Genomic DNA, 24,714 nt, shown 5'->3' on the forward strand with positions numbered 1-24,714 from the left:
CTGACAAACTCAAAAATCAACTTACTAGGAGTACATTAGCAAGCTGAGCAACAACGCGAATTGAGATTGAGCGATTTGACTTTGATTCATAGTATTCTTCATAAGTGAAACCGCCTTTCTTTCTTCGTCTTGTTTAATGATGATTTTATTATAACATGAGAATTTGATGAGTCAACACTAATTTTATTTTTTTATTAATCTGATGGGAAACGCTGCGAACCTCTCATTCAATCTCCCGCATAAACACTAGCGCCAGACATAAAAAAAGATTTCTGAATAAATTCAGAAATCTTTTTTATTGATAACATCCCTGCTTTTTCAGCCGTCGCCCTCTTCAAGGCACGACAATGACAACCAAAAACAAGAACCTTTAATTATTCATATTATTAGAACAAACCAGTAATCTGCCCGTTTTCATCAATATCGATGTCCAAGGCGGCTGGATGCTTTGGCAAGCCGGGCATGGTCAAAATTGACCCGGTCAGAGCAACTAAGAACCCTGCACCTAACTTGGGCACGAACTCACGGATATGAACCGTAAAGTCCTTCGGTGCACCTAATTTCTTCGGATCATCAGAAAGCGAGTATTGCGTCTTCGCCATCACGATTGGCAACTTGTCCCAACCGTATTGCGCAAAGTCCTTCAATTGCTTTTCCGCTTTAGCAGATAGTTCGACAGCTGCGCCGCCATAAATGTTTTCAACAATGGTCTGCAACTTCTCCAATGCAGGCGCATCTTCTTGGTACAGTGGGGTAAAATCAGCATTCGCCTGGTCGATAGTTTCAATCACCGCCTGGGCAAGGTCCTTGGCACCAGCACCACCCTGGGCCCAAACATCAGCCAAGAAGACCTGGGCATCCAGTGTCGCCACAAAGTCTTCAATCATCTTAATTTCAGCGTCGGTATCAGCCGTGAACCGGTTCACCGCTACCAAAACTGGGCGACCATAGCGTTGCATGGCCTTGATGTTTTGGCCAAGGTTTTCCACCCCAGCCTTTAAGGCTGTCAGGTCTTCTTGGTTCAAATCAGCTAGCGCGGCACCACCGTGGTGTTTCAAAGCACGAACGGTCGCAACAACCACAACCGCATCGGGTGCCTTGCCCAGCTTTGGCACCTTGATGTCCATAAACTTCTCGCCACCAAGGTCCGCACCGAAACCAGCTTCCGTGACAACGTAGTCCGCTAATTTCAACGCCGTCTTCGTTGCCAAAACGGAGTTTGTTCCCTGCGCGATATTGGCAAATGGACCGCCGTGAATAATAGCTGGTGTGTGGGCCAACGTCTGAACCAAGTTGGGCTTAATCGCGTCCTTCAAGAGAACGGTCAAGGCGCCAGCAACACCCAAGTCAGCAACCGTCACCGGCTCCTTATCATAGTTGTAAGCCACGACAATCTTTTTAATCCGCTGCTTCAAATCTTGTAAATCAGTTGAGAGGGTCAAAACGGCCATTAACTCGGAAGCAACCGTAATATCAAAGCCATCCTCGCGTGGCACACCTGAAGTTGGTCCACCAAGACCAATCGTCGTGTGACGCAAAGCACGGTCATTAATATCCAAAACCCGCTTCCACAAGACGCGACGAGGATCAATCTTTAATGGGTTGCCTTGGTAAATACTGTTATCCAGCGCTGCCGCCAGTGTGTTGTGAGCACTCGTCAAAGCGTGGAAATCACCAGTGAAATGCAGGTTAATATCAGCCATTGGAATCACTTGCGAGTAACCACCACCGGTCGCCCCACCCTTGAGGCCCATCACTGGGCCAAGGGAAGGTTCCCGCAAGGCGATCATAGTCTTTTGTCCAGCCAAACTCAAGGCATCCGCCAGGCCAACCGTTACAGTTGACTTTCCTTCACCAGCCGGTGTCGGATTAATCGACGTCACCAAAATCAGCTTACCTAAGTCTGATTTACGATCAACACTTTTATCCAGGTTAATCTTGGCCTTATCATAGCCGTAAGGCTCAATTTCATGCGCCTGCAAGCCTGCTTTTTCAGCAATCTCGCTGATTGGTTGAACAACTGCTTCTTGTGCAATTTCGATATCTGTTTTCACTGGCACATCCTCATTCTTTCGCTAAGTCAACCGCCCAATGACCGATGTCATGACGATAAACTAAGTCACCATGGGTCTTATCCAAAACATCATATACTAAGGCCTGCGCACTCACCGTGTCCTTGGCATGGCCAACAACCGTTGCCACGCGACCACCGCTAGCGACCAAGCCATTTTCAGCAAGTTTAGCACCAGCGTAATTAACCGTCAATGGTGACAAATCAGCTGCCGTTGGCACCACGCCCCCCTTCTCGGGTGCCTGTGGATAGCCCGGCGCTGCCAATACAACCCCTAAGTAGACATCGTCTTCTTGCCACTGTACTTCTGGCTCTTTTCCTGCCAACAAGTCCAAAATTAATTGATAAAAATCAGATTGGAGCTGAGGCAAAACCACCTGGGCCTCTGGATCACCAAAGCGCACGTTGAACTCAATCACCTTTGGTCCTGCTGCAGTTAACATCACCCCGGTATATAAGACACCGGTAAAGGGTGTCCCCCGGTCAGCCATAGCAGCTAACATTGGTGTTACTAATTCATCAACTGCCTGCTTGGCATCCGCTGGGCGCAACCAAGAAAGTGGGCTATACGCCCCCATTCCACCGGTATTCGGTCCGCGGTCATGATCGTAACGGCGCTTATGGTCTTGTGCCATTGGCGCATGGACAACCTGGCCATCTTGACCCACCAAAGAGAAGATGGAAAATTCAACCCCGTTCAAGAATTCCTCAATCACTAATTTAGCGGTTGGGTCCTTCTTGTACAGGCTCTGCAGGTATTCATCGGCACTCGACTGGTCTTCGATAATCGTGACACCCTTACCGAGCGCCAAACCATCCAGCTTAAAGACCATTGGCCAATCAAAGCTAGCAATCGCTGACCTTGCTTCGTCTTGGCTTGTCACCGTCACAGCCTTGGCCGTTGGAATTTGGTTAGCAGTTAAAATTTCCTTGGCAAAGGTCTTTGACCCTTCCAACTGTGCGGCAACGGCATTTGGACCAAAAATCTTCAAGCCTGCGGCTTCAAAGCGGTCGACAATCCCTAAAATCAAAGGATCTTCGTTGCCGACAAAGGTCAAATCGACCTGTTGATCTTGAGCAGCCTGAACTAAGGCATCTAAGTCGTTTGCCCCAATGGGTAAGCGAGTCAAGTTTTCTTCCTGCATGCCATCGTTCCCAGGAGCCACGAAGACTTCATCAACCTGGGGACTTCTCAAAAATGTTTGGGCAAGCGCATGTTCACGCGCACCTGAACCAATTACTAATACCTTTGCCATAACGATTGTTCCTCTTGCTTAATGCTTGAAGTGACGACGACCTGAGAAGACCAAAACCAAGCCCAATTCATCGGCCTTATCAATTGAATCTTGGTCCTTGATGGATCCACCAGGTTCAACCACTGCCTTGATGCCGTTTTCAGCGGCGTAAGCCACTGAATCATCCATTGGGAAGAAGGCATCAGATGCCAAAACAGCATCTTCAAAGCCAGGCTTTGCCTTGGCCTTTTCGATTGACATCTTTACTGAGTCAATTCGGTTTGGTTGACCGGCTCCAACACCCAATGTCTGACCATCGCGGGCTACCACAATGGCGTTGGACTTCGTGTGCTTAACAGCCTTTTGTGCAAAGACCATTGCCTTCAACTGTTCGGCAGTTGGTTGTGCCTTTGATACGACCTTAAAATCAGCTTCCGTTTCGGACAACAAGTCACGGTCCTGGGCAACAAAGCCACCCAAGACAGAAGTTACTTCAGTGTGATTTGGCACATCCGTTGTGAATGGCAAAGTCAAAAGACGCAAGTTCTTCTTCTTGGCCAAAACTTCATAAGCTTCCTTGGTAAAGCTTGGGGCAATAATGATTTCCAAGAAAATCGCGTGCATCTTTTCAGCAGTTGCCAAATCAACTTCGCGATTCAAGGCCACGATACCACCAAAGATTGAAATATCATCGGCAGCAAAGGCTTGGTCCCAAGCTTCTTCAATCGTTGCGCCCTGACCAATACCAGCTGGGTTCATGTGCTTAACCGTTACGACTGTTGTTTCATCGTATTCAGCAATGATGCGCAAGGCTGCATCAGCATCGCGAATATTGTTGTAAGACAATTGCTTACCGTGCAAGATATCAGCATTCAAGATTGAATACTTTTCAGGCAATGCACTTGTATAAACGGCAGCGTTTTGGTCTGGGTTTTCACCGTAACGCATGTCATCAAACTTTTCACCAGAAATTGTCAATTGTTCTGGGAATTCCTTGTCAGTCAAATATGAGGCAATCAAGGCATCATAAGCGGCAGTGTGTTGGAAGACCTTCGTTGCCAATTGACGGCGGAACTTTTGGTCATCTTCGCCACTCTTCAAGTGGGCAATCACTGCTTCGTAATCCGTTGGATCAACGACTGGCAAAACAGCAGCAAAGTTCTTGGCTGCTGAACGCAACATTGATGGGCCACCAATATCAATGTTTTCAATGGCATCCGCATCGGTGACGTCAGGCTTCAAAATCGTTTCCTTGAATGGGTACAAGTTCACAACCACCATGTCGATTGGTGTAATGTCATGTTCCTTCAAAGTTGCCATGTGTTCAGGCAAGTCGCGACGGGCCAACAAAGCACCGTGCACGCGGGGGTGCAAAGTCTTCACACGACCATCCAACATTTCTGGGAAGTTCGTGACGTCTTCAATGCCAATGACATCCAAACCGGCATCGGCCAAAGCCTTGTGTGTACCACCCGTTGACACCAATTCAAAGTCTAATGCTACTAATTGCTTGGCAAAGTCTACCAAACCTGTCTTATCGGAAACGCTTAACAAGGCCCGTTTCATTGTAAAAATACCCCTTTTTCTAGTAAATCAGCTAATACTGCTGGATAAAGTTCATGTTCAACTGCGTGAATTCGTTCAGTCAAATCTTCCAGTGAATCTTCTGGCAATCGTGGCACTGCCTGCTGGGCAATTGCTGGTCCAGTATCAATACCGTTGTCGATGAAGTGAACAGTCACACCCGTTTGCCGGACACCGGCCTCATAAGCATCTAGGATACTATGGCGACCAGGGAACTTGGGCAACAAGGCCGGGTGCAGGTTAACAATCTTTTGTGGAAAGGCGGAAAGCAGTGTTTCCGTCAAGATGCGCATATAGCCGGCAAGCAAAATCCCATCAACTTGGTGTGCCTGTAATTCTTCTACAATGGCTTGTTCGGCTGCCGCCTTACTTTCATAGCTTGGGTACCGCACTTTGAAAACCGGAATATTCCACTTTGTCGCGCGCTCGATAACTGGCGCGTCTTGGTGATCAACAACAACCAAAACGATTTCTGCCGGTAAGTCTTTGTCAACAATTGCCTCTTGCAGGGCAGAAAAGTTCGTTCCTGTCCCAGAAGCAAAGACGGCCAACCGGGCCTTTCGTTGCTTTACTTGGCTGGCCATGGCGCATCCCCCTCAAAGAAGACCGCTTCACGATCTGCTTCAGCTGGCACAATTTCACCAATCCGATAGGCTGGTTCATCGCGTTCTGCTAACTGGTCTAAAATAGCGTCCGCCTTGTCAGCAGGGACCGTCAAGACCATGCCCAAACCGTTGTTAAAGGTCAACAACATATCATCGAGGGATAGGTTACCAGCCTCTTGCAACTTCTTAAAGATTGGCAAAATTGGCCATGTGCCCCAACTGATTTTTGCTTGGACGTTCTTTGGCAAGGCTCGTGGCAAGTTTTCAACAAGGCCACCACCCGTAATGTGGGCGGCTGAGTGCACCAATCCCTGTTCAACCAATGGCCACAAAGCGTTGGTATACAGCTTTGTTGGTGCCAAAATTTCTTCTTGCAAGTAATCTGACAAGTTGTTGAAGGCATTGGCATCATCATGGATACCCAAGACCTGGCGAACCAAAGAATAACCGTTGGAATGAACACCAGAAGATGGCAAACCAATCAAAACATCACCAACCTGGACGTTCTCGTTTTGTAGCAACCGACTTTTTTCGGCCACACCAACCGCAAAGGCAGCGAGGTCGTAGTGGTGTGGTTGGTACAAGCCAGGCAACTCGGCGCTTTCACCCCCAACAAGGGCAATCTGTGCTTCCTTGGCTGCCTTGGCAATGCCCGTCACGATTTCGGCGGCAACTGCTGGTCGCATCTTGTCGACGGCCAGATAGTCCAGCATAAAGGCTGGCTTGGCACCCTGAGCTAGGATGTCATTGACGACCATCCCCACCAAGTCCTGACCAATCGTGTTATGCCGGTTAGCGGCAATTGCTAAGAGAAGCTTGGTCCCAACGCCATCAGTTCCGGAAATCAGGACCGGTTCCTTCATGCCCGCATCAAGGGCGTAAACAGAACCAAAACCACCTAGTCCGGAGACAACGTTTGGTGTGTAGGTAGCCGAAACGGCGTCAGCCATTAATTCAACGGCCTTGTTCCCCGCTTCAATATCAACCCCAGCTGCCTCGTAAGCGTTGTGCTCTTTTGCCATTTAATTTGCTCCTTCTACTCGCTGATCTTCTGCTGGATTTTGCGGAACATACAAGCTGGTTGGCTCTTCATCAAAGGTTACCTCACCACTTGCCTTGGCTTCAGCCATTTCTGGGCTGTAGTCATAAATCGGACTTGGGTAGTGACCGCTAAAGTAGGCAGTCGTTAAGCCGGTTTCACCATCTGGCATCTGCAAACCAATTGATGCCACCAAAGCCTCGTTACTCAAAAATTCCAGTGAATCCGCTTCAATTAATTCGGTCATTTCGGCCAAAGTATGGTTGTTTCCCATCAATTCGGCCCGGGTTTGAACGTCAATCCCGTAAAAGGCTGGGTACTTAAAGATTGGGCTCGCAATTCGAACGTGGACTGATTTTGCCCCAGCTTCTTTGAGCATGCGGACAATATAACGACAAGTTGTGCCGCGAACCAAGGAATCATCGACGAGGACAACATTCTTGTCCCGAACGACGGCTTCAACTGCTGATAACTTCATCCGTACGGCGCGTTCACGCTTATCTTGGGTGGCCTCGATAAATGTCCGAGCAATGTACTGATTTTTGACCAAGCCCATTTCGTTTGGTAGTCCGGCGCCTTCGGCATAACCGCTAGCGGCAGACAAACTTGAATTTGGTACCCCAACAACGATATCGGCACCAGGAACTGGTTGTTCCTTAGCCAATGCAACCCCCATTCGCTTCCGCGCTTGGTGGACATTGATTCCGTGAATATCAGAATCGGGACGAGCGAAGTAAACATATTCCATCACATCGACGTTCAATGTCGTCTTGTCTGTGTAGTGGGTGATGTTCATGCCATCCTTGTCGATTCGAATCAATTCACCTGGTTGCACATCGCGCACGTACTTAGCCCCAACAACATGGAGAGCAGCCGTTTCGGAAGTAACCACGTAAGAACCGTTATCAGGCATTTGACCGATAACAAAAGGTCGGAAGCCGTGTGGGTCCAACATGGCATACAGGGCGTGTGGTGTCAGCAACAAGAAAGCGAAGCCACCACGCAATTGATTCAAGGCATCCTTGATTTTTTCATCAAAGGTTTCGGCCTGTGACCGACGAATCAAGTGCAAAATAATTTCAGAGTCAGATGAGGACTGGAAAATCGCCCCATCTTCTTCCAACTGGTTGCGCAAAGTTTGCGCATTGGTCAAGTTCCCGTTGTGGGCCAAGGCCAATTGCATATCATGGAAATTAGCCATCAAGGGTTGGATGTTTTCAATCCCATGCGCTCCAGCCGTTGCATAACGCAAGTGGCCAATCGCTGCCTGCCCCTTTAGGGCTTCCAAACGACGTGGGTCACCAAAAACTTCGGCAACAAGACCGATTCCACGTTCCTGCCACAGGTGACCCTGATTGTTCGCAACAATCCCGGCTCCTTCTTGACCACGGTGCTGCAACGCATGCAGACCATAGTAAGTCAAATTGGCCGCATCATCACGACCCCAGACACCAAAGATGCCACATTCTTCATTTAATGATGAGTAAGCCGCTTGTTCGGTCACTTCATTCACATATTGATTCATTGGTGTGCTCCTTATTCAGCCATCAATTGCGGAATCGCATTTTGATAACTTGCCTTGGCGGCCTTTTGGTCAACCGTTACTTGGCCATCCTTTGTTTGGATAGCAATGACTGCGTCCTTTGTTACTTGACCCAACTTGGCAACTACTGCCTTTGTTTCGGTCATCTTTTGTTCAAATGCAGCTGCTTGTTCGCTTGGTACGGACAAAACAAAGCGTCCTGGCACTTCTGCGAACAATTGTGCAGTCGTTCCTGCAAAATCAGCTTGCAAACCAAAGTCATTTGGGAAGGTTGCTTCAGCCAAAGCAACGCCCAAACCACCTTCGCTCAAGTCGTGTGCACTGGTAACTAGACCGGCTTCGATTGCCTGCAAAACAAAGTCTTGATTTGCCTGAGCAGCGTCAACGTCAAAATCAGCCAATTGACCGGCGATTTCACCAGTCTGCATCTTTTGAATTTCGCTACCGTTAAAGGTATCCCCGATAGTACCAACTAGGTAAACCTGGTCGCCATCGTTTTGGAATTCGGCACGGGTAATGTGTTGGTTGTCAGCAATCAAACCAACCATTCCAACCATGGCGGTTGGCAAGATTGCCTTGTTGTCCGTTTCGTTATAAAGACTAACGTTTCCAGAAATCACGGGGGTATTCAAGCGCTTGGCCATATCCGTGATTCCTTCAACTGATTGATGTAATTCGTAATAAACTTCTGGATTATCGGGTGAACCAAAGTTCAAGCAATCCGTCATCCCGATTGGCAAGGCACCGGTTGCGACCAAGTTTGAGGCAGCTTCGGTCACGGCCATTTGACCACCAACAAATGGGTTCAAGTAAGCGTAGCGACTGTTCACATCGGTCGTCATGGCCAAGGCCTTCTTCGTGCCGCGAATTCGTGTCACACCGGCATCCCCACCTGGCTTGACAACCGTGTCGGCGCGGACTTGGGAATCAAAGTGCCGGAACAGGCTTGCCTTTGAAGCAATTGTTGGCTGTGCCAAAAGGTCAAGCAAGACCTGGTTGGCATCTGCGACGTTTGGCTGGTATTGACTAGCACTGGCTTCCTTCAAACGAGCAGGTTCTTCCTGGGCCAACTTAGGTTCAGGTGCATTCGTCAAAAAGTCAATGTCCACGTCAGCCACTGTTTCACCGTGGAAGTTCAAACGGTAACGACCGTCGTCTGTCACCGTACCAACTGCAACGGCATCCAAACCGGCCTTTTCAAAGAGGTCGATTACTGGTTGTTCCTCGCCCTTTTGGACAACAAGCAACATCCGTTCTTGTGATTCGGACAACATCAATTCGTATGGCGTCAACGCGGCTTCACGTTGTGGGACCAAATCAAGGTTCAATTCGATTCCAGTGCCAGCCTTTGAGGCCATTTCAGAACTTGATGACAATAAGCCAGCAGCACCCATGTCTTGGATACCAATGATGCTCTTACCATACTTCTTAATGGCATCAATCGTGGCATCCATGACCAACTTTTCCAAGAAGGGATCCCCAACCTGAACAGCTGAACGGTCGGATTCTTCTGTTGATGAAAATTCTGCTGAGGCAAAGCTGGCACCGTTGATGCCGTCTCGACCAGTCTTAGCACCGACATAGATAATCGTGTTTCCTGATCCCTTAGCCTGACCAACTTGCATTTCATTTTGGTTAACCAAACCAACGGACATCACGTTTACCAGTGGGTTTCCTGCGTAAGATTCATCAAAGGCAATTTCCCCACCCAAGTTTGGAATCCCAATGGCATTGCCATAACCGGCAATGCCGGCGATGACACCATCAACGATTTGACGTGTCTTGGCATTGTCCAATTGACCAAAGCGCAAAGAATCCAAAACGGCGATTGGTTGGGCACCCATCGAGAAGATATCGCGCAAAATACCACCAACACCAGTCGCAGCCCCTTCATAAGGTTCAACAAAAGAAGGGTGGTTGTGACTCTCGGCCTTAAAGACCACGGCCTGGCCATCACCAATATCTAAGATACCGGCACCTTCACCAGGTCCTTGTAAGACACGTTCGTTTTTCGACCAAAACTTGCGCAAAGCAGGCTTTGATTTCTTGTAAGAACAGTGTTCTGACCACATTCCGGAAAAAATTCCGGCTTCGGTATAATTTGGGCGGCGACCAAGGTGGTCAACAATCAAATCGTATTCATGGTCTGTTAGACCCCAATCGGCATAAATCCGCTTTTCAGCGATCATATCTGGGCTTGGCTCATTTGCCATTGGGTTAGTTTGTTGGGTACTCATCCAAATTCTCCTTTAAAACGGATGTGTTGATTAGGCGCGGGCTTTTTGATCGACTGCGTGTAACAGGCTTTCGAAGAAAGCACGACCGCTGTCGTTACCAGTTAAGGCGTCAACTGCTCGTTCGGGGTGAGGCATCATCCCATAAACGTTACCGGCCTTGTTGGTGATACCGGCAATTTTATTCATCGATCCGTTAACATTTTCTTGGTAGCGGAAAATAACTTGATGGTTGTCTTCCAATTCCTTGAGAGTGGCTTCATCAGTAACATAATTCCCTTCACCGTGAGCGATTGGGACCTTCAAGACATCACCCTTGCTCATAGTGTTGGTAAAGTTACTATCAGCATTTTCAACAACTAAGTTGACTTCATCGCAGATAAAACCAGGTTGTTCGTTGACCAGAAGTTGGCCGGGCAACAAACCGGCTTCCGTCAAAATCTGGAAGCCATTGCAGATACCAACAACCAACTGACCGTTGTCAGCAGCAACCTTAACGGCGTCCATCGCTGGTGAAAACTTAGCAACGGCACCTGAGCGGAGGTAATCACCGTAAGAAAAGCCGCCTGGAATAAAGATGGCATCGTATGCTGAAAGGTCACTGACCTGGTCGTCTAATAAATCGACATCAACATCGAACGATTCCAAAGCGTGATACATATCCATATCACAGTTAGAACCTGGAAAAGTAATGACAGCAGCTTTCATGGGTGGTCTCCTTTTTAAATTTCTTCCAAATCGTAAGTATACGTTTCGGTATTGTGGTTAATTAATAATTCTTCAACCAAGGATTCAACTTCCTTGGCAACGGCAGCCTTATCGGCACCAGTTAACTTCACTTGGAAGTACTTTCCTTGGCTAACGTCCTCGATGCCTTGGTATTCCAAGCGCTTCAAGGCTGACTTAATAACGACCCCCTGCGGGTCCAAAATTGAGGGCTTGTAGGTTACGTAAATTTTTGCCAAATACATTTTTTCTGTACTCCTTTTACTTCAACGCGTCTTGCAGGCGTTGCAATACATCCTGGTAGCCAACACGCAAGTCACCTTGCTTCTGGCGGAAAACGTCTTTATCGAGGGACTTGCCCGTCTTTTGATCAACCAAACGCATGTTGTCTGGTGAAAGTTCATCGGCTAAGATGATTTGTCCATCAGCTAACCGACCAAATTCTAATTTGTAATCAATCAAAGTAATGTCAATCTTGTTAAACAAAGCAACCAAGAGCTCGTTGACTTGGTCAGCCAAGCCGTAGACCGTCTTTAAATCAGCTTCGCTGGCAAAGTGCAAAGACACCGCCTGTGAATCGTTCATAAAGGGATCATCGAGCTCATCGGACTTGTAATACAGTTCTTGCACACGGGGTGACAACTGTTGCATTGGCTCTACCCCAAAGCGAGAAACAAAGTGACCCGCCGTATAGTTACGAGTAACAACTTCCAAAGGAATGATGTCAACCTTCTTCACCAACTCATCGGTGGCAGAAATTGATCCCAACCAGTGATGTTGCAAGCCTTGATTAGATAAGTAAGTAAAGAGGAGGTTTGAGATGCTTGAATTCAACTCACCCTTACCACTGTATTCTTCCTTCACCTTCCCATTCAAAGCAGTTACCTGGTCCATGTAGTGCATCCAGATAATGGAAGGGTCGTTGGTTGCAAAAACCTGCTTGGCCTTTCCTTCATAAAGCAAGTCACCACGGGTAAGTTGCTGTCCGCCAAATTCAACTGTATTTTCTGTCATTTTTCCTTACTCTCCTGATTAAATGGTTTGGAAATATGTGCTTAAATCTTCGATCGCCGGTTGACCAACCACCGTAAGGTGGCCCATCTTCCGACCGGGCTTGACGGCTGCCTTTCCATAATCATGGAAATGCCAGTCGGCATGGTCAGGGAAGGCCTGACGCGCCTTTAACAATTCATCCCCCAACAAATTGACCATCATCGCGCGGTCATGGAGCTTAATTTCTGGAATTGGTAGGCCGACGATACTGCGAATATGTCCCTCAAACTGAGAAATATTGCAGGCTTCAATCGTGTAATGACCAGAATTATGTGGCCGTGGTGCTAATTCGTTGACCCAGACCTGGTTGCTGTCCTGGTCGACAAAAAGTTCGATACCCAAGACACCGCGTAAATCAAGCTTGTCGGCAATTGTCTTGGCAATTTCGTGGACTTGGCTATCCAGGTCTTTGGTAATCGCTGCTGGAATCATGCAGGTCTTCAAAATATGATTTTGGTGAACGTTTTCAGAAATTGGCCACGTTACCAGTTGTCCCTGCTTCGTCCGGGTTACCATCACGCTGACTTCCTTGGTAAAGGCAATCTTTTGCTCTAAAATCAGCACGCCACCCGGCCAGTTGGCCTTGAGCTTTTCAACATCAGCGGCAGTGTTTAAATCAAATTGGCCATGGCCATCGTAACCACCACTGACCGTTTTCAAAATGCCTGGCAAGCCAACCTCAGTGACCGCCTGATCTAAGTCCGCTGGGCTTTCAACCCGGGCAAACTTAGCAACCGGCACCTGCGCTTCATCGCGGATAAAGGCTTTTTCCGCCAAGCGGTTACTGGTAATTTCTAAGAGACGGACACCCTGTGGTACATAGGCATCCTTCAAGTCCTTTAGAGCCTCTTGGCTGACGTTTTCAAATTCATAAGTCAAAACATCTGACCGGTCCGCCAGCTCCTGGAGGGCCTTTTGGTCGTCATATTCGGCCACGATTTGATCATCACAAACCTGAGCAGTTGGGCAAGCTGGCGTTGGATCTAAGACAATCACCTTATAACCCATTTCCTTAGCCGAAAGGGCCATCATTTGCCCTAGCTGACCACCACCGATAATCCCGATGGTCTTCCCTGGTTCAAGGTAACGATTAGCCTCTGTCATTGCAACTCCCCCTCGCTTTCAATTGAGCTAGCAGTTTGCTTAGCGCGGAAATCAGCCAAATTAGCGGCAATCTTTTCATCTTGTAATGACAAAATCGAAGCGGCATAGAGGGCCGCATTCTTAGCGCCGGAATTACCGATAGCCATCGTGCCGACTGGCACCCCTCCGGGCATTTGAACAATACTCAAAAGTGAATCAAGACCGTTTAAGTTGCTGGACTTAACTGGCACCCCGATAACGGGGATTGTTGTGCTGGCGGCTAACATGCCAGGCAAATGAGCTGCCCCACCTGCTCCGGCAATAATAATCTCCAAGCCATTCTCTCTGGCTTGTGAACCAAACTCCTGTAGTTGAACTGGCATTCGGTGAGCTGAAATTACGTGCTTCTCTGCTGCAATTCCTAAGTCTTGCAACAAATCAAAGGCCAGCTTCATTGTTGGCCAATCACTTTTAGAACCCATCACCACTGCTACGCGCGCTGTCATGCGGTACGCCTCCTGTATTGTTCGTGTTTTATCGATATAGAGCCACTTTCAAAAAGTGCAGTTCGCTTTAAACACATGATAACAAAACTGACGCGACTTGTGTTCGCTCTTTAATAATAATTTTCTCATATAAAAAGGGTTTTCTAGACTAAAGGCGAACAATGGGCAGAAACCCGCATTTTTCCTATGTATTATCTGTAATAAAAAAATGCCAGAATGTTGAAAAACATTCTGACATTTCTAGTGAAATTAACTTAATTTAGATTTTGCTGCAGCACGACGGTCACACCAGTTCAAATAAATCTTAGCCGTTGACGATGACAAGGCCACCGCAAGGGCAAAGATAATCAAAGCTGAATAGTCCAAATGACTGATTTCAAAGACCATAAACATGGCCATCAGTGGCGCTTGCTGGGAGGCTGCCAACAAAGCAACGGCACCAATCAAAGCGAACTGCCAAGGTGAGATGCCTGGGAACAGTGGTGCCAAAGGCACGGAAGCAACCAAGCCCAAGACACTTCCCAATGCAATCGATGGTGTCAACGTGCCACCCGTTCCACCGGCGTAAAGACTCAAGAAGGTCATCACAAATTTAGCTAAACCAAGGGCGATGAAGAAGTATAGCAAGTGATGGTCCGTTTGCAAAAAGGCATACTGGGCAGTAGCACGACCATTTCCCATCACGTAAGGGAAGGCCCAGGCAGTTAACCCAGTGACGACCCCGACCAAAGGCATCGTTAGCCAAAGCCACTTTCCCTTCGCCTGATATTTCTGCGCCCAGGCAAAGGCTTGCTTTGCCCATGCCCCAAAGATACCGGCAATTGGGCCGATGATGAGCGAAACAACCAGTAAAATCAGCGAGAAGTGATCAGCCTTTGATAAGGCATAGTAAGGATCAAAGCCCTTCACAATTGCCCCCATCAAAGCAGCAATCGTCGACATAATCAAAGACACCGAAATCGTTTTCACGGATGCCTTCTTCAACAGCAATTCAACGGCAAACAGCATCCCCGTAATTGGCGAGATATAAACGCCGGCAAATCCGGCCCCAGCAGCGGCGGCCAAGAGTAATTTTTGATCCTCCTGGCTCAACTTCAAGAACCGCCATTTGGCAGTCTTCTTTTGATAAACCTGGGCTAGCATGACCCCGGCTTGTCGAGGCGCTAACTCCCGACCAACGGACCCACCCGTTCCAACAAAGAACATCTGAGCCAAAACGTTTAAGGCCGTCTTAATCGGTGGCATTTCGTCACCTTTCAAAGCAGCATTAATGCCAACAATTTTGCGTCCACGGGAACGAATCGCCCACCAAACAAAGCCGGCAATGGTCGAGCCGATCACAACCGATAGAAAACGTCGCAGTGGACTGGCGCTGTTTGGGCTATAGTGGCGGAACGATTCATGGAAGTGCAAGAACAAAACTTCCACATGTTCCAAAAAGAGTGACAACAAGAGTGCGGCAAAGCCGATAACCACCGCCAACACGATTGTTGCAATCCCCAGTGACCAGAAGGCGCTTTCCTCTTCTTTAAATTCAGCCGCTAGCGACTGTTCATTTTGATTAGCCATAATTTCCCCTTTAGATAGGTAATCGGATTATTTGAAAACATTTAAATTCTGACAATTTCATTGGGCAAATCAGGGTCTCCTTTTTGGCCGAAAATGGCTCAACCATGCGCAGAATAAGCGGTAAATAACCGCATACTAATGTACATAATTTGGCCAAAAAATGCAAGAAGCTGGTTAAAAGTCTTTTCTGCCAAACCTCGCGCTAATAACAGCCTGATTTTCACCCGAAGTCAAATTCTTGACGATTACAAAGAAAAAGAAACTATACCAATCATTGAAAAATCAGCCCTAATTCTTTGTTGTTAAAGGGAAGAATTAGCATCTTAAAAAGCGCACTATTGCCTTTTTATCAGCTTTTTTAGCTAAAATCATTTTCATTGATTTTTTAAATGAAAGCTCAAAAACTTGCATAATATTAGAATTTGTTTTAAGTTAGACCGGTAAAGAAATAAATTCGTTTTTAGAAAGGAAGTTCTTTTATGGCAGACGACTTTGACAAGAACCGTCACATGAATCACGACAACCATGAAGAAAACAGCAAAACAGACATGGCTCATATGAATATGAGCCACGACCATCAAGGTCACGACGGCCACATGAATATGGACCATGGTCAGATGAAGATGGACAATTCTCATGACGACCACGGTGACATGAGCGACATGGATATGAGCCATGATCATCAAGGGCACGGCAACCATATGCAAATGGACCATGGCCAAATGAAGATGGATCACCATGCCCATGACGGCCACAGCGACATGGGCAACATGGATATGGGAGGCTCCCATGAAAACCACGGTGACATGGGGCACATGGATATGGGGCACGACCATAATCATCAAGGGCATGGCGACCACACGCAGATGGGCCACGAGCACGATGGTCAGATGAAGATGGACCACCAAAACCACGACATGTCGAACATGGGTAGCATGCCTGGAATGGATCATAGCCACATGGACCACGATATGTCTGGCATGGGTGACATGGGCGGTATGCCAATGAATCACAGCAACATGAAGCAGCGGTTTTGGTGGTCTTTCGCCCTCTTAATTCCACTCCTTTTCGTCGCTCCCTTTATGGGCGTTGACCTACCCATTACATTGACATTCCCCGGTTCCAACTGGGTAATGCTGATTTTGGCGGTTGCCATGTATGCCGTTGGTACACAACCCTTCTTTTCGAGCGCGAAAATCGAGTTGAAGCAAAAGAAACCAGCGATGATGTCGCTGATTTCCATGGGACTTTTGGTTACTTTCTGGGTTTCCGTCTATGCCTTTATCGCCAAGACCTTCTTTAAGGTCGATGCAATGGACTACTTCCTTGAATTCGGTACCCTGGTCGTCATCATGCTCTTGGGGCACCTGATCGAAATGCAAGCCACTATGAAGGCCGGCAACGCAACCTCCGAACTTTCAAAGCTTACTCCAGCAACGGCCCATGTTAAGGAAGGCGATTCCTTCATCGACAAGCCCGTCAGTGACCTCACGAATGGTTCTGTCGTTCGGGTCTTGGCCGGTGAATCCTTCCCTGCCGATGGAACCGTCCTTTCAGGTTCATCCCAAGTAGACGAATCCCTCATGACCGGTGAATCAAAGCCGGTCAAAAAGGCTGAAAAGTCCTCCGTCATTGGTGGCACAATTAATGGTGAAGGTACTTTACTTGTTCAGGTTTCAGCCGTCGGTGATGATTCCTTTATCGGCCACCTCAAAAAGACTTTGAACCAAACCGAAGCCAGCTCCTCCAAGGCCGAATCATTAGCCAATAAGGTTGCCGGCTGGCTTTTCTGGGTTGGCTTAACGGCTGCCATCTTGGCACTCTTTATCTGGACGGCCATCAGTGGCCTGACAACCGCCTTTAACATCGCCGTAACAACACTCATCATTGCCTGCCCACACGCTTTAGGTTTGGCTATTCCATTGGTTATCCAACGAACCAAGGCACTGGCAGCCAAGGATGGTATTCTAATTAAGAAGCACGGCGCAGTGCTGTCAGCTAAGCACTTAGATTATGCCCTAATGGATAAGACCGGCACTTTGACTAACGGTCACTTCCAAGTGCAGAAATTAGTCACGAACAAAATCAGCGACCACGATGCCCTCGCAATCATGGCCGCCCTCGAACAACAATCATCCCACCCATTGGCCAAGGCTATCGTCCAAAAAGCACAGGACGATGGTGTGACCGTCACGGCCGGACAAGATGTTCAAACCATTGCCGGGGCTGGGATTAGTGGAACCGTTAACAATCAGCAATACTCCCTGGTTTCAGCACGTTACCTAACGGAACAACACATCGACTTCGAACCACTGGATGCCGATGGTTCCATCTCCTACCTAACCGACGGCCATCAAGTCTTGGCTGCCGTTTCCCTCGGTGACAGCATTAAAGAATCAGCCAAAGACTTTATTGCCCAACTCAAGGCCCACCAAATTACCCCTGTCCTTGTCACGGGTGATGCCAAAAAGACGGCCAATAAGGTTGCCCAAGAATTAGGAATCGATGTTGTCCAGGCAGAAGTTTCACCAGAAGACAAAATTAACTTGGTCAAGCAGTACCAACAAAAGGGTAAGACCATGATGATTGGTGATGGGATTAACGATTCTCCAGCCTTGGCCCAAGCTGATTTGTCAGTGGCCATTGGTGCAGGAACCGACGTAGCCCAGGCATCAGCCGACGCCGTGTTGATTTCGCAATCGCTACCAAAGATTATCGATTTAATTAACTTAGCCCATAACGCTAACCGCAAAGAGGTTGAAAACCTCTGGTGGGGAGCTGGCTATAACATCTTAGCCATTCCAACCGCCGCCGGTCTTTTCGCCTTTGCCGGCATCATGTTAAACCCATTGATTGGAGCCATCGTGATGTCACTTTCAACGGTTGTTGTGGCCATCAATGCGTTACTCTTACACAAGTAAGCGAGCAAAGATTAGAATTTTTAAAGTTTCTTTTATGTCAAAGCTGTATAATGAGCAGTTGAGTACAAATAAAAGGAGCTTTTTTTATGCGCAAGTATTTTGCAGAATTCTTTGGGACGATGCTGTTGGTGATCTTCGCCACCACCGCCTTGATTTACGTCACGACCTTCCAAACCGGTCAGCTCTTTGATGCCATGGCAATTTTCGGCCTGGCATTAGCAGCCTTGATGTTTATCTTTGGTCCCATGGCTAACGGTGGTCACTTTAACCCCGCCGTTTCCTTAGGAGCAGCCATCAACAAAGACATCTCTTGGAAAACCTTTGGCGGTTATTTCCTCGCCCAATTCCTTGGTGCCTTTGCCGGATTGACTCTTTCGGTTTATACGTTAATCCCAATCATTAATGCACAGCAAAGCTCCTCATCCTCTTCATCAACGTCTTCTGTTAAGGCAAGCCAATTGTTCTCCTTGTTAGAACCATCAGCAGCCAGTGCCATTTCCGTTTGGCTAGCAGTGGCCATTGAATTGTTCTTTACCTTCGTCCTAGTCTTTATCACCCTAGTTGCATTGAAAAAGCACATCAAGCAAAGCGCTGCCATCACTGGGATTAGCTTTACCCTGATTTCCTTTGTGACTTATCCACTGACAAACGGCCTGGTTAACCCAGCCCGCGTCCTTGCTCCAGCTCTTTACAAGGGTTTGGCCTCCTCTGCCCATCTCTGGTACTTCTTAATTGCCGAGATTTTGGGTGGCCTCTTAGCCGGCTTGGTCGTTAAATATTTCATGAACGAAGACGATGACACTGTTAAATCAGTTGCCGAATAATCTTTCATAACACAACAAAGGTCCTGACTAGAAAGTCAGGACCTTTTTAATTGCTAATTTTTAAATCAATCTATCTCGCTCCTCCAACAAAACTCGATCACCAGTAAAGGGCAGTATCAATGAAAGAGCCGTTGAATGCAGGGCCAGGCGCTTGCCAGCCTTGCCGTGATACAAATCATCCCCATTAATGGGGTGACCGTTACCGGCTAAATGAACCCGCAGTTGATGCATCCTACCCGTTTCCAACTCAAGACGAACAAGACTTTCGTCGCGTTCACTCTCCTCTTCTAAGACCTGATAGTGGGTAGTAGCGTTTTGGCCAGCAGGGTTAAGCCAGCGCAAGCGGTCATCACTTGGATGATCGCCAATTTTTTGGTCAAACGTTCCGGTCTTTTGGTCAAATCGGCCCGTAACTCGCGCCAGATAGGTTCGCTTAATAATCTTTTCTTTAATCAAACGATTGAGAATCGGCACCACTATTGGATTTTTGGCCACAATGACCAGGCCCGAGGTCGCCCGATCCAAGCGGTGGACCATAAAGGCCTGAGCCAATTGACCAGCTGACTTTTGCGGATTTTTTTGAAAATAACCATTCACATAATTGAGCAGCGTATCCGTTTCCGTCGGCGAATGCGGGTGCATCTTCATCCCGGCGGGCTTGTTCACCACCATCAGGTCCTCGTTTTCATAGACGATGGTAAGTGAAACCGCCATATTGGCTGGATAAGGGCCCTGATGGTCCAAGAATACCTCTTCTCGGAAGGTCAGGGTTAAATGGTCACCAGTCCTTAAAACGTGTGCTGTCGAGACCTGTTGGCCATTAACCTGTAGGCCCCTTGCTTGTTGTAAATTCCCCCGCAAATGCTTTGGCAAAAAAATCTGTTTCAAGTAATCTTTCACCGCCAAGCCAGCAAAGCGATCCGTAATGGTAATTTCTCGTTGATATTTTGCAACCATTTCTTTTCCCTAGTAAAAAATCAGGGTTTCCCCTGATTTTGTGTTAGTTACTGCTGCTACTGCTACTACTACTACTACTTGCATTGCTTGGTGCAAAAGCGACTGAAGCACCTGGATAGTCCGATAGCAATGAATCTGGGCTATCATTAATTTCCGGCGCATTCGTGACATAGTCACCAACAGTACTCTGATCGCCATGCTGAGTGTACAAGGACGTTGAACTCAGATTTTCATTGGCCTTTTTGAAGCGAGCCAATGTCTTCGACTTTGAATAATCATAGGCTGCTGCATCAACCGCCTTGAAGCCGTCTGGATGGTAGAAACGCAGCAAATTCTTCTGGTTCAGCGTGTCAGACATGGCAAGCTTTTCGTTTGCTTCCGTCTGATACTTGTTAAACAATTTTTCCTGGTCGGGCGTTGGATCAATGACTTTTTCACCCGTCTTAGTATCCCAGATTGTGCCAGAAATAGAAGCATACTCTGGTGTCATCCAATCCTTGTTACGCATCACAACCAATTGGCTTCGATTCGTCGACAAAAGATCCTGGCCAAACTGAATATAACGTTTACTTGAAATCCCCAAAAGATGCTCGATTGTTGGAGCCACATCAACTTCACCACCATAGGTATGGTTAATGCCTCCATTTTTTAATCCTGGAATATGAATAATCAACGGTGTTCGTTGCAAGTTTTCGTTATCCAAATCCGTCCACTTGCTTGGATCCTTGCCCAAAAGCGGGGCCAAATACTTCGTATCCGTGTTATTGATGCCGTAGTGGTCACCGTAGAGCACAACCATCGTATTGTCGTACAAACCTGATTTCTTCAAATAATCGAAAAATTCTTTAATGGCCTGATCCAAATAATGGTTAGTAATAAAGTAATTATCAATATACTTAGAACCAGAATTAGACGTTTGGAAATTAGGATCCTGGTCATCCTTATCAATTTCATACGGAATATGGTTAGAAACCGTGATGTACTTCGCATAAAACGGCTGTTGCAACCGTTCCAGGTATGGAACTGAATCTTTAAAGAGCAACTTATCCTTCAAGCCCCAAGCGGTTGATTTTTTGCCACTCGTATCAAAGTACTCACCCGAAATCCAATTCTGATAACCCATGTTCTTGTAGACGTTCGTTCGGTTCCAGAACGATCCGGTATTACCATGGAAAACAGCTGATGAATAGCCCGCTCGTTGGTTCAAAATTGCGGGCATGGCCTGGAAGGTCTGATCATTGCCCAACTTGGCAAAGAGCGAACCTTGTGGCAGACCATAAGTCGATGTCTCTAATAGATTTTCAGCATCAGACGTTTTTCCTTGACCAACTTGATGGAAGAAATTATCGAAAGCAATTGTATCCTTGCTGTGATACAAAGAATTTAAGAACGGTGTTACTTCTTGTCCATTGACCTTCCGATCAATCGAAAACTGCTGGAATGACTCCAAATGAATCACAATAACGTTCTTTCCCTTCGCCTTGCCAGCATAGGTTGGATTCATGCCAACGTAGTGATCTTGAACATACTTTTTCACCTTTTGCAGTTCTTCAGGTTTTGCTGATTTTCGCACCTGACTGGTCTTAAAGGTGTTATAGGCATCGAGGATTGTAAAGGGACCAATACCCAAATACTTAACCAAATATTCCCGGTCAAATTGCCGCGTCAACAACTGGGGCCGATCAACATCAGCCAGTGCCAAATTGGCCATGATTATTAACCAGCCAATGGCTATCAAGGTTGAGGTTTTACCAGGACGCACCTCTTTTCGATCACGCTTAATCTTTTTAAACAACAAAAGACCTAAAAGAATCACAACGTCAATCCAAAATAAAAAGTCGTGGGCGCTAAAACTAATCGCACCAGCTGCCTTACCACCCTGGTTAACTGACGAGTAGTTCAAAATCACGTTAACACTCAAATAGTCAGTAAATTCACGATAATAAGTCACACTAATATAAAGGTAGGTCGTCAGGGCCGTGTAAAGGACCATCATGCCACCATAATACAGGTTACGATTCTTAAAAAACAGCGGCAGCGCAAAAATCAGCATCGTAAACCCGATTGGGTTAATCAACATCAAGAAAACTTGATACAATGACGACACGTGCATCCAGTTAAAATCCATCCCGTAAGCCAAAAAAGTTTTCAAGATGAATAGCGAAACTAATAATGTATAAAAACCTAGGCGGGTCTGAATTTTTGTTCGACCTGCTTGGTAAACCGCCTTTAAACGATGCGGCTTTTTTTGTACGTCTTTTTCCATAATAAGGCCATTATACGCCTATTTGTGGGGGCTTTCAGTTAAAAATCATTTCAAGCACGTATCTTTTTTCTGTTTTTAAAACCCTCTCTTTTTCCCTTGCTAATTTTAAATAAATACGTGACAATAGAATCAATCGAACCACTAAAGAGGATATTTTTATGCCAAAGTATAATGCTTATTTAATCGACCTTGATGGAACCATCTACCATGGCAAGCAACCCATTCCAGCCGCTAAACGATTTATTGAGCGGTTGCAGACTGCCAAGATTCCTTACCTGTTTGTCACAAATAATTCAACAAAAACAGCCAAGGACGTCGCTGACAACCTAACAATCAACCATGGTATCAAAACAACGGTTGACCAAGTTTATACCTCAGCCATGGCGACCGCTGACTATGTTAAAGGTTTGACTGATGATGGCCAAAAGGTCTATCTAATTGGCGAAGCTGGCCTAAAAGATGCCTTGGAAAATGCCGGTATCGATCTTGTACCCGCTGATGAAGCCAACGTTGTGGTGATGGGCCTTGATCGTCACTTTACCTACCAGAAGCTCAAGGAGGCAACCTTTGCGATTGCTCGTGGGGCAAAGTTTATCGCCACAAATGCTGATACTAACCTGCCAAGTGAAGAGGGTATGTTGCCTGGAGCCGGTTCTCTTGTGGCCGCCCTCAAAACGGCAACCGGAGTAGAACCCACTATTATTGCTAAACCAGAAGCCCCAATTATGGAAGGTGCGCTGGCCAAGCTCAACCACCCCGACCGCCCCGTCATGGTTGGTGACAACTACAATACCGACATTCTGGCTGGTATCAAAAACGGCCTCGATACCCTTCTGGTTTACACCGGCGTTTCCAAACCGGCTGAAGTGGCCAAAGAAGTCAACCAACCAACTGATTTTGTCGCCAACTTTGATGAATGGTCTGTTGAATAATTTAATTGAATAAAAAAACCGGATAACCGGTTTTTCTAAATGGAAGCCAACCCAATCAAGGGCTTTGGCTTCTTTTATTTTGCTTGAGCTTGCAATTCAAGCAAGCGGTTGTTAAGGTCTGGGTCAGCTGCCTTTAAATACAGCCCTTTTTTACCACGCTTAGCTAAGATATTTAAAGCATTGTACATAAAATCAGTCTTGGCCTGGGCGATGGCATCAGCATCAGTCAAATTGGGGTTCTTTTTATAAATTTCTTTGTGAGTCACCTTTGTCGGATTAACGACCATCCGGTCGGTCTTAGCATCATACTCAAATGCTGGGCTCAGCAAGACACCCGCATAATTCAGATCAAAGCCTTGAACCGTGTAGATGGAACCAACCTGGTTAATTGACTCTGGTCTGTTGGGCCATGTCTTAACCTGCGCATCAAATTCATCCCATGGCAAGTCAAAGCCATCCAATACCACATGGTGGGCACCATCGGCCCGCCGCTGAAAGCCGGTTGTTGCCAGCACACGTGCTAGACCCCCCTCCTGGTTGCGCGCCTTAATCGTTGCAAAGAGCGCATCTGCTCGTTCAAAGATACGCAGGTCGTAATCACCCTGATCAGCCGGCAAAGGGGACAGTTTGCCAGTGACAAAGTTATCAATCCAAGTCGACACTGAAGCATTAGCTTCCATTCGATATTGAAAGTTCATTGGGAAAATTCGATGGTCATAGGGGGTTAAAACCTGATTTAACAGCTTTTCATTCCAAAACATCTTGCCCTGAATGACTTGCTGAAAATCAAAAACAACGACCACAACCTTCGCTAACTTGATAATCTCAGTTAATTGATTGTCCTGAAAAAAGCGAATATAGGGCTCTCGCTTACTAAGTAGGAGATGACCCTCATCGATTAAAACAACATCATAGTGACTATCCGTCTTATGCGCACTATTAATCAGTGATGTCGGCCGAACATAATCTTTTTTATAAAGATCTCGATAGCGTGCGCCCATTTCCTGGTAGACCTTTAACAGCTCTGGATGGTTAACGGTAAAGACCGTTTTTAACCCCTGATAGGGGCTGTCAGGGTCTTTCATACCTTGGCGAATATTCTTGAACAGCTTTGTTAGTAAAACGCTTTTACCTGTTCCTGCAGCGCCTTCAATCACCGCTACGTGATGGCCTGGTGTCTTCAAACCATCACTTATGTACTCTTGTAAATCAGCAAGAATACCACTTTGATTCGTACTCAGATGATCAATATCAAAGGGCTTTAAATTGTCATTTCCCATTTTTTCCATAATCTGATTATACAATTTCTGGATAGGTCAGACAAAGTTGTTCTAAAACCAATATGCTGATAAAAGCTATTTGAAAACACAAAAAAAGAAGCCAAAACCAGTAACTGGCTTAACTTCTTGCACAAAAAAAGAAGACCTCGGTCTTCTTTATCATGGGCCATCCAGGACTCGAACCTGGGACCTCTGCGTTATCAACACAGCGCTCTAACCAACTGAGCTAATGGCCCATCTTCTTTCGGCTTCTTGCCTAAGCGAATGACGGGAATCGAACCCGCAT

19 protein-coding genes and 1 tRNA gene are annotated in these 24,714 nt (G+C 46.8%); 3 read left to right on the top strand and 17 right to left on the bottom strand.

Translation table 11 applies throughout. The features are described from left to right. Positions 1 to 386: 386 nt before the first annotated feature. The 13 genes from FT12353_RS08265 to FT12353_RS08325 all read right to left on the bottom strand — a co-directional run bounded on the left by FT12353_RS08265 (position 387) and on the right by FT12353_RS08325 (position 15,248). Complete coding sequence (locus FT12353_RS08265) at positions 387 to 2,054, bottom strand: formate--tetrahydrofolate ligase (RefSeq protein WP_203619383.1); 1,668 nt, start codon at positions 2,052 to 2,054, stop codon at positions 387 to 389. A gap of 10 nt (positions 2,055 to 2,064) precedes the next feature. Beyond that, complete coding sequence (gene purD, locus FT12353_RS08270) at positions 2,065 to 3,327, bottom strand: phosphoribosylamine--glycine ligase (RefSeq protein WP_203619384.1); 1,263 nt, start codon at positions 3,325 to 3,327, stop codon at positions 2,065 to 2,067. 18 nt (positions 3,328 to 3,345) lie between these two features. Then, on the bottom strand, positions 3,346 to 4,872 hold the full coding sequence (purH, locus tag FT12353_RS08275) for a bifunctional phosphoribosylaminoimidazolecarboxamide formyltransferase/IMP cyclohydrolase (protein WP_059394195.1): 1,527 nt from the start codon (positions 4,870 to 4,872) through the stop codon (positions 3,346 to 3,348). Continuing rightward, a complete protein-coding gene (gene purN, locus FT12353_RS08280) occupies positions 4,869 to 5,474 on the bottom strand; it encodes a phosphoribosylglycinamide formyltransferase (RefSeq protein WP_059394194.1) in 606 nt (201 codons plus the stop codon). The genes purH and purN overlap by 4 nt, the downstream gene beginning before the upstream one ends. Continuing rightward, the gene (purM, locus tag FT12353_RS08285; protein WP_203619385.1) at positions 5,459 to 6,517 is read right to left on the bottom strand and encodes a phosphoribosylformylglycinamidine cyclo-ligase; all 1,059 of its coding nucleotides are present in this window, start codon (positions 6,515 to 6,517) and stop codon (positions 5,459 to 5,461) included. Before purM ends, purN begins: the two co-directional genes overlap by 16 nt. Next, on the bottom strand, positions 6,518 to 8,059 hold the full coding sequence (gene purF / locus FT12353_RS08290; RefSeq protein ID WP_203619386.1) for an amidophosphoribosyltransferase: 1,542 nt from the start codon (positions 8,057 to 8,059) through the stop codon (positions 6,518 to 6,520). A gap of 11 nt (positions 8,060 to 8,070) precedes the next feature. Beyond that, a complete protein-coding gene (gene purL, locus FT12353_RS08295; protein WP_083994460.1) occupies positions 8,071 to 10,314 on the bottom strand; it encodes a phosphoribosylformylglycinamidine synthase subunit PurL in 2,244 nt (747 codons plus the stop codon). A gap of 30 nt (positions 10,315 to 10,344) precedes the next feature. Next, the gene (gene purQ / locus FT12353_RS08300) at positions 10,345 to 11,019 is read right to left on the bottom strand and encodes a phosphoribosylformylglycinamidine synthase subunit PurQ (protein WP_059394191.1); all 675 of its coding nucleotides are present in this window, start codon (positions 11,017 to 11,019) and stop codon (positions 10,345 to 10,347) included. Between the two features lie 14 nt (positions 11,020 to 11,033). After that, positions 11,034 to 11,282: a phosphoribosylformylglycinamidine synthase subunit PurS gene (gene purS / locus FT12353_RS08305; protein ID WP_059394190.1), complete on the bottom strand. Its 249-nt coding sequence runs from the start codon at positions 11,280 to 11,282 to the stop codon at positions 11,034 to 11,036. A gap of 16 nt (positions 11,283 to 11,298) precedes the next feature. Beyond that, a complete protein-coding gene (locus FT12353_RS08310; protein WP_059394189.1) occupies positions 11,299 to 12,051 on the bottom strand; it encodes a phosphoribosylaminoimidazolesuccinocarboxamide synthase in 753 nt (250 codons plus the stop codon). A gap of 18 nt (positions 12,052 to 12,069) precedes the next feature. Beyond that, the gene (purK, locus tag FT12353_RS08315) at positions 12,070 to 13,194 is read right to left on the bottom strand and encodes a 5-(carboxyamino)imidazole ribonucleotide synthase (RefSeq protein ID WP_059394188.1); all 1,125 of its coding nucleotides are present in this window, start codon (positions 13,192 to 13,194) and stop codon (positions 12,070 to 12,072) included. Beyond that, complete coding sequence (purE, locus tag FT12353_RS08320) at positions 13,191 to 13,679, bottom strand: 5-(carboxyamino)imidazole ribonucleotide mutase (RefSeq protein WP_059394187.1); 489 nt, start codon at positions 13,677 to 13,679, stop codon at positions 13,191 to 13,193. The genes purK and purE overlap by 4 nt, the downstream gene beginning before the upstream one ends. 249 nt (positions 13,680 to 13,928) lie before the next feature. After that, on the bottom strand, positions 13,929 to 15,248 hold the full coding sequence (locus tag FT12353_RS08325) for a chloride channel protein (RefSeq protein ID WP_083994459.1): 1,320 nt from the start codon (positions 15,246 to 15,248) through the stop codon (positions 13,929 to 13,931). 890 nt (positions 15,249 to 16,138) lie between these two features. Here FT12353_RS08325 and FT12353_RS08330 point away from each other — a divergent pair. Together FT12353_RS08330 and FT12353_RS08335 are read left to right on the top strand one after the other, a co-directional pair. Next, entirely contained in the window at positions 16,139 to 18,169 is a 2,031-nt protein-coding gene (locus FT12353_RS08330; protein WP_239061203.1) for a copper-translocating P-type ATPase, read from the top strand. Between the two features lie 86 nt (positions 18,170 to 18,255). Then, positions 18,256 to 18,993 carry an MIP/aquaporin family protein gene (locus FT12353_RS08335; protein ID WP_059394186.1) on the top strand — a complete coding sequence of 246 codons (738 nt, stop codon included), beginning with the start codon at positions 18,256 to 18,258 and terminating at the stop codon, positions 18,991 to 18,993. Between the two features lie 60 nt (positions 18,994 to 19,053). On the opposite strand, the gene FT12353_RS08340 is transcribed toward FT12353_RS08335, so the two are convergent. Both FT12353_RS08340 and FT12353_RS08345 read right to left on the bottom strand, forming a co-directional pair. Further along, the gene (locus tag FT12353_RS08340) at positions 19,054 to 19,950 is read right to left on the bottom strand and encodes an RluA family pseudouridine synthase (RefSeq protein ID WP_203619387.1); all 897 of its coding nucleotides are present in this window, start codon (positions 19,948 to 19,950) and stop codon (positions 19,054 to 19,056) included. Positions 19,951 to 19,993: 43 nt separating this feature from the next. Then, positions 19,994 to 22,216, bottom strand: a complete 2,223-nt coding sequence (locus FT12353_RS08345) for an LTA synthase family protein (protein ID WP_203619388.1) — start codon at positions 22,214 to 22,216, stop codon at positions 19,994 to 19,996. A 158-nt stretch (positions 22,217 to 22,374) separates the two neighbouring features. On the opposite strand from FT12353_RS08345, the gene FT12353_RS08350 reads away from it, so the two are divergent. Further along, a complete protein-coding gene (locus tag FT12353_RS08350) occupies positions 22,375 to 23,148 on the top strand; it encodes a TIGR01457 family HAD-type hydrolase (RefSeq protein ID WP_059394184.1) in 774 nt (257 codons plus the stop codon). Between the two features lie 74 nt (positions 23,149 to 23,222). Here FT12353_RS08350 and FT12353_RS08355 read toward each other — a convergent pair whose 3' ends face one another. Then, on the bottom strand, positions 23,223 to 24,437 hold the full coding sequence (locus tag FT12353_RS08355) for a DUF2075 domain-containing protein (protein ID WP_114679986.1): 1,215 nt from the start codon (positions 24,435 to 24,437) through the stop codon (positions 23,223 to 23,225). A gap of 153 nt (positions 24,438 to 24,590) precedes the next feature. After that, positions 24,591 to 24,664, bottom strand: a tRNA-Ile gene (locus FT12353_RS08360). Positions 24,665 to 24,714: the final 50 nt, after the last annotated feature.

The organism is Fructobacillus tropaeoli (assembly GCF_016860625.1).
GTDB classification, from domain to species: domain Bacteria; phylum Bacillota; class Bacilli; order Lactobacillales; family Lactobacillaceae; genus Fructobacillus; species Fructobacillus tropaeoli.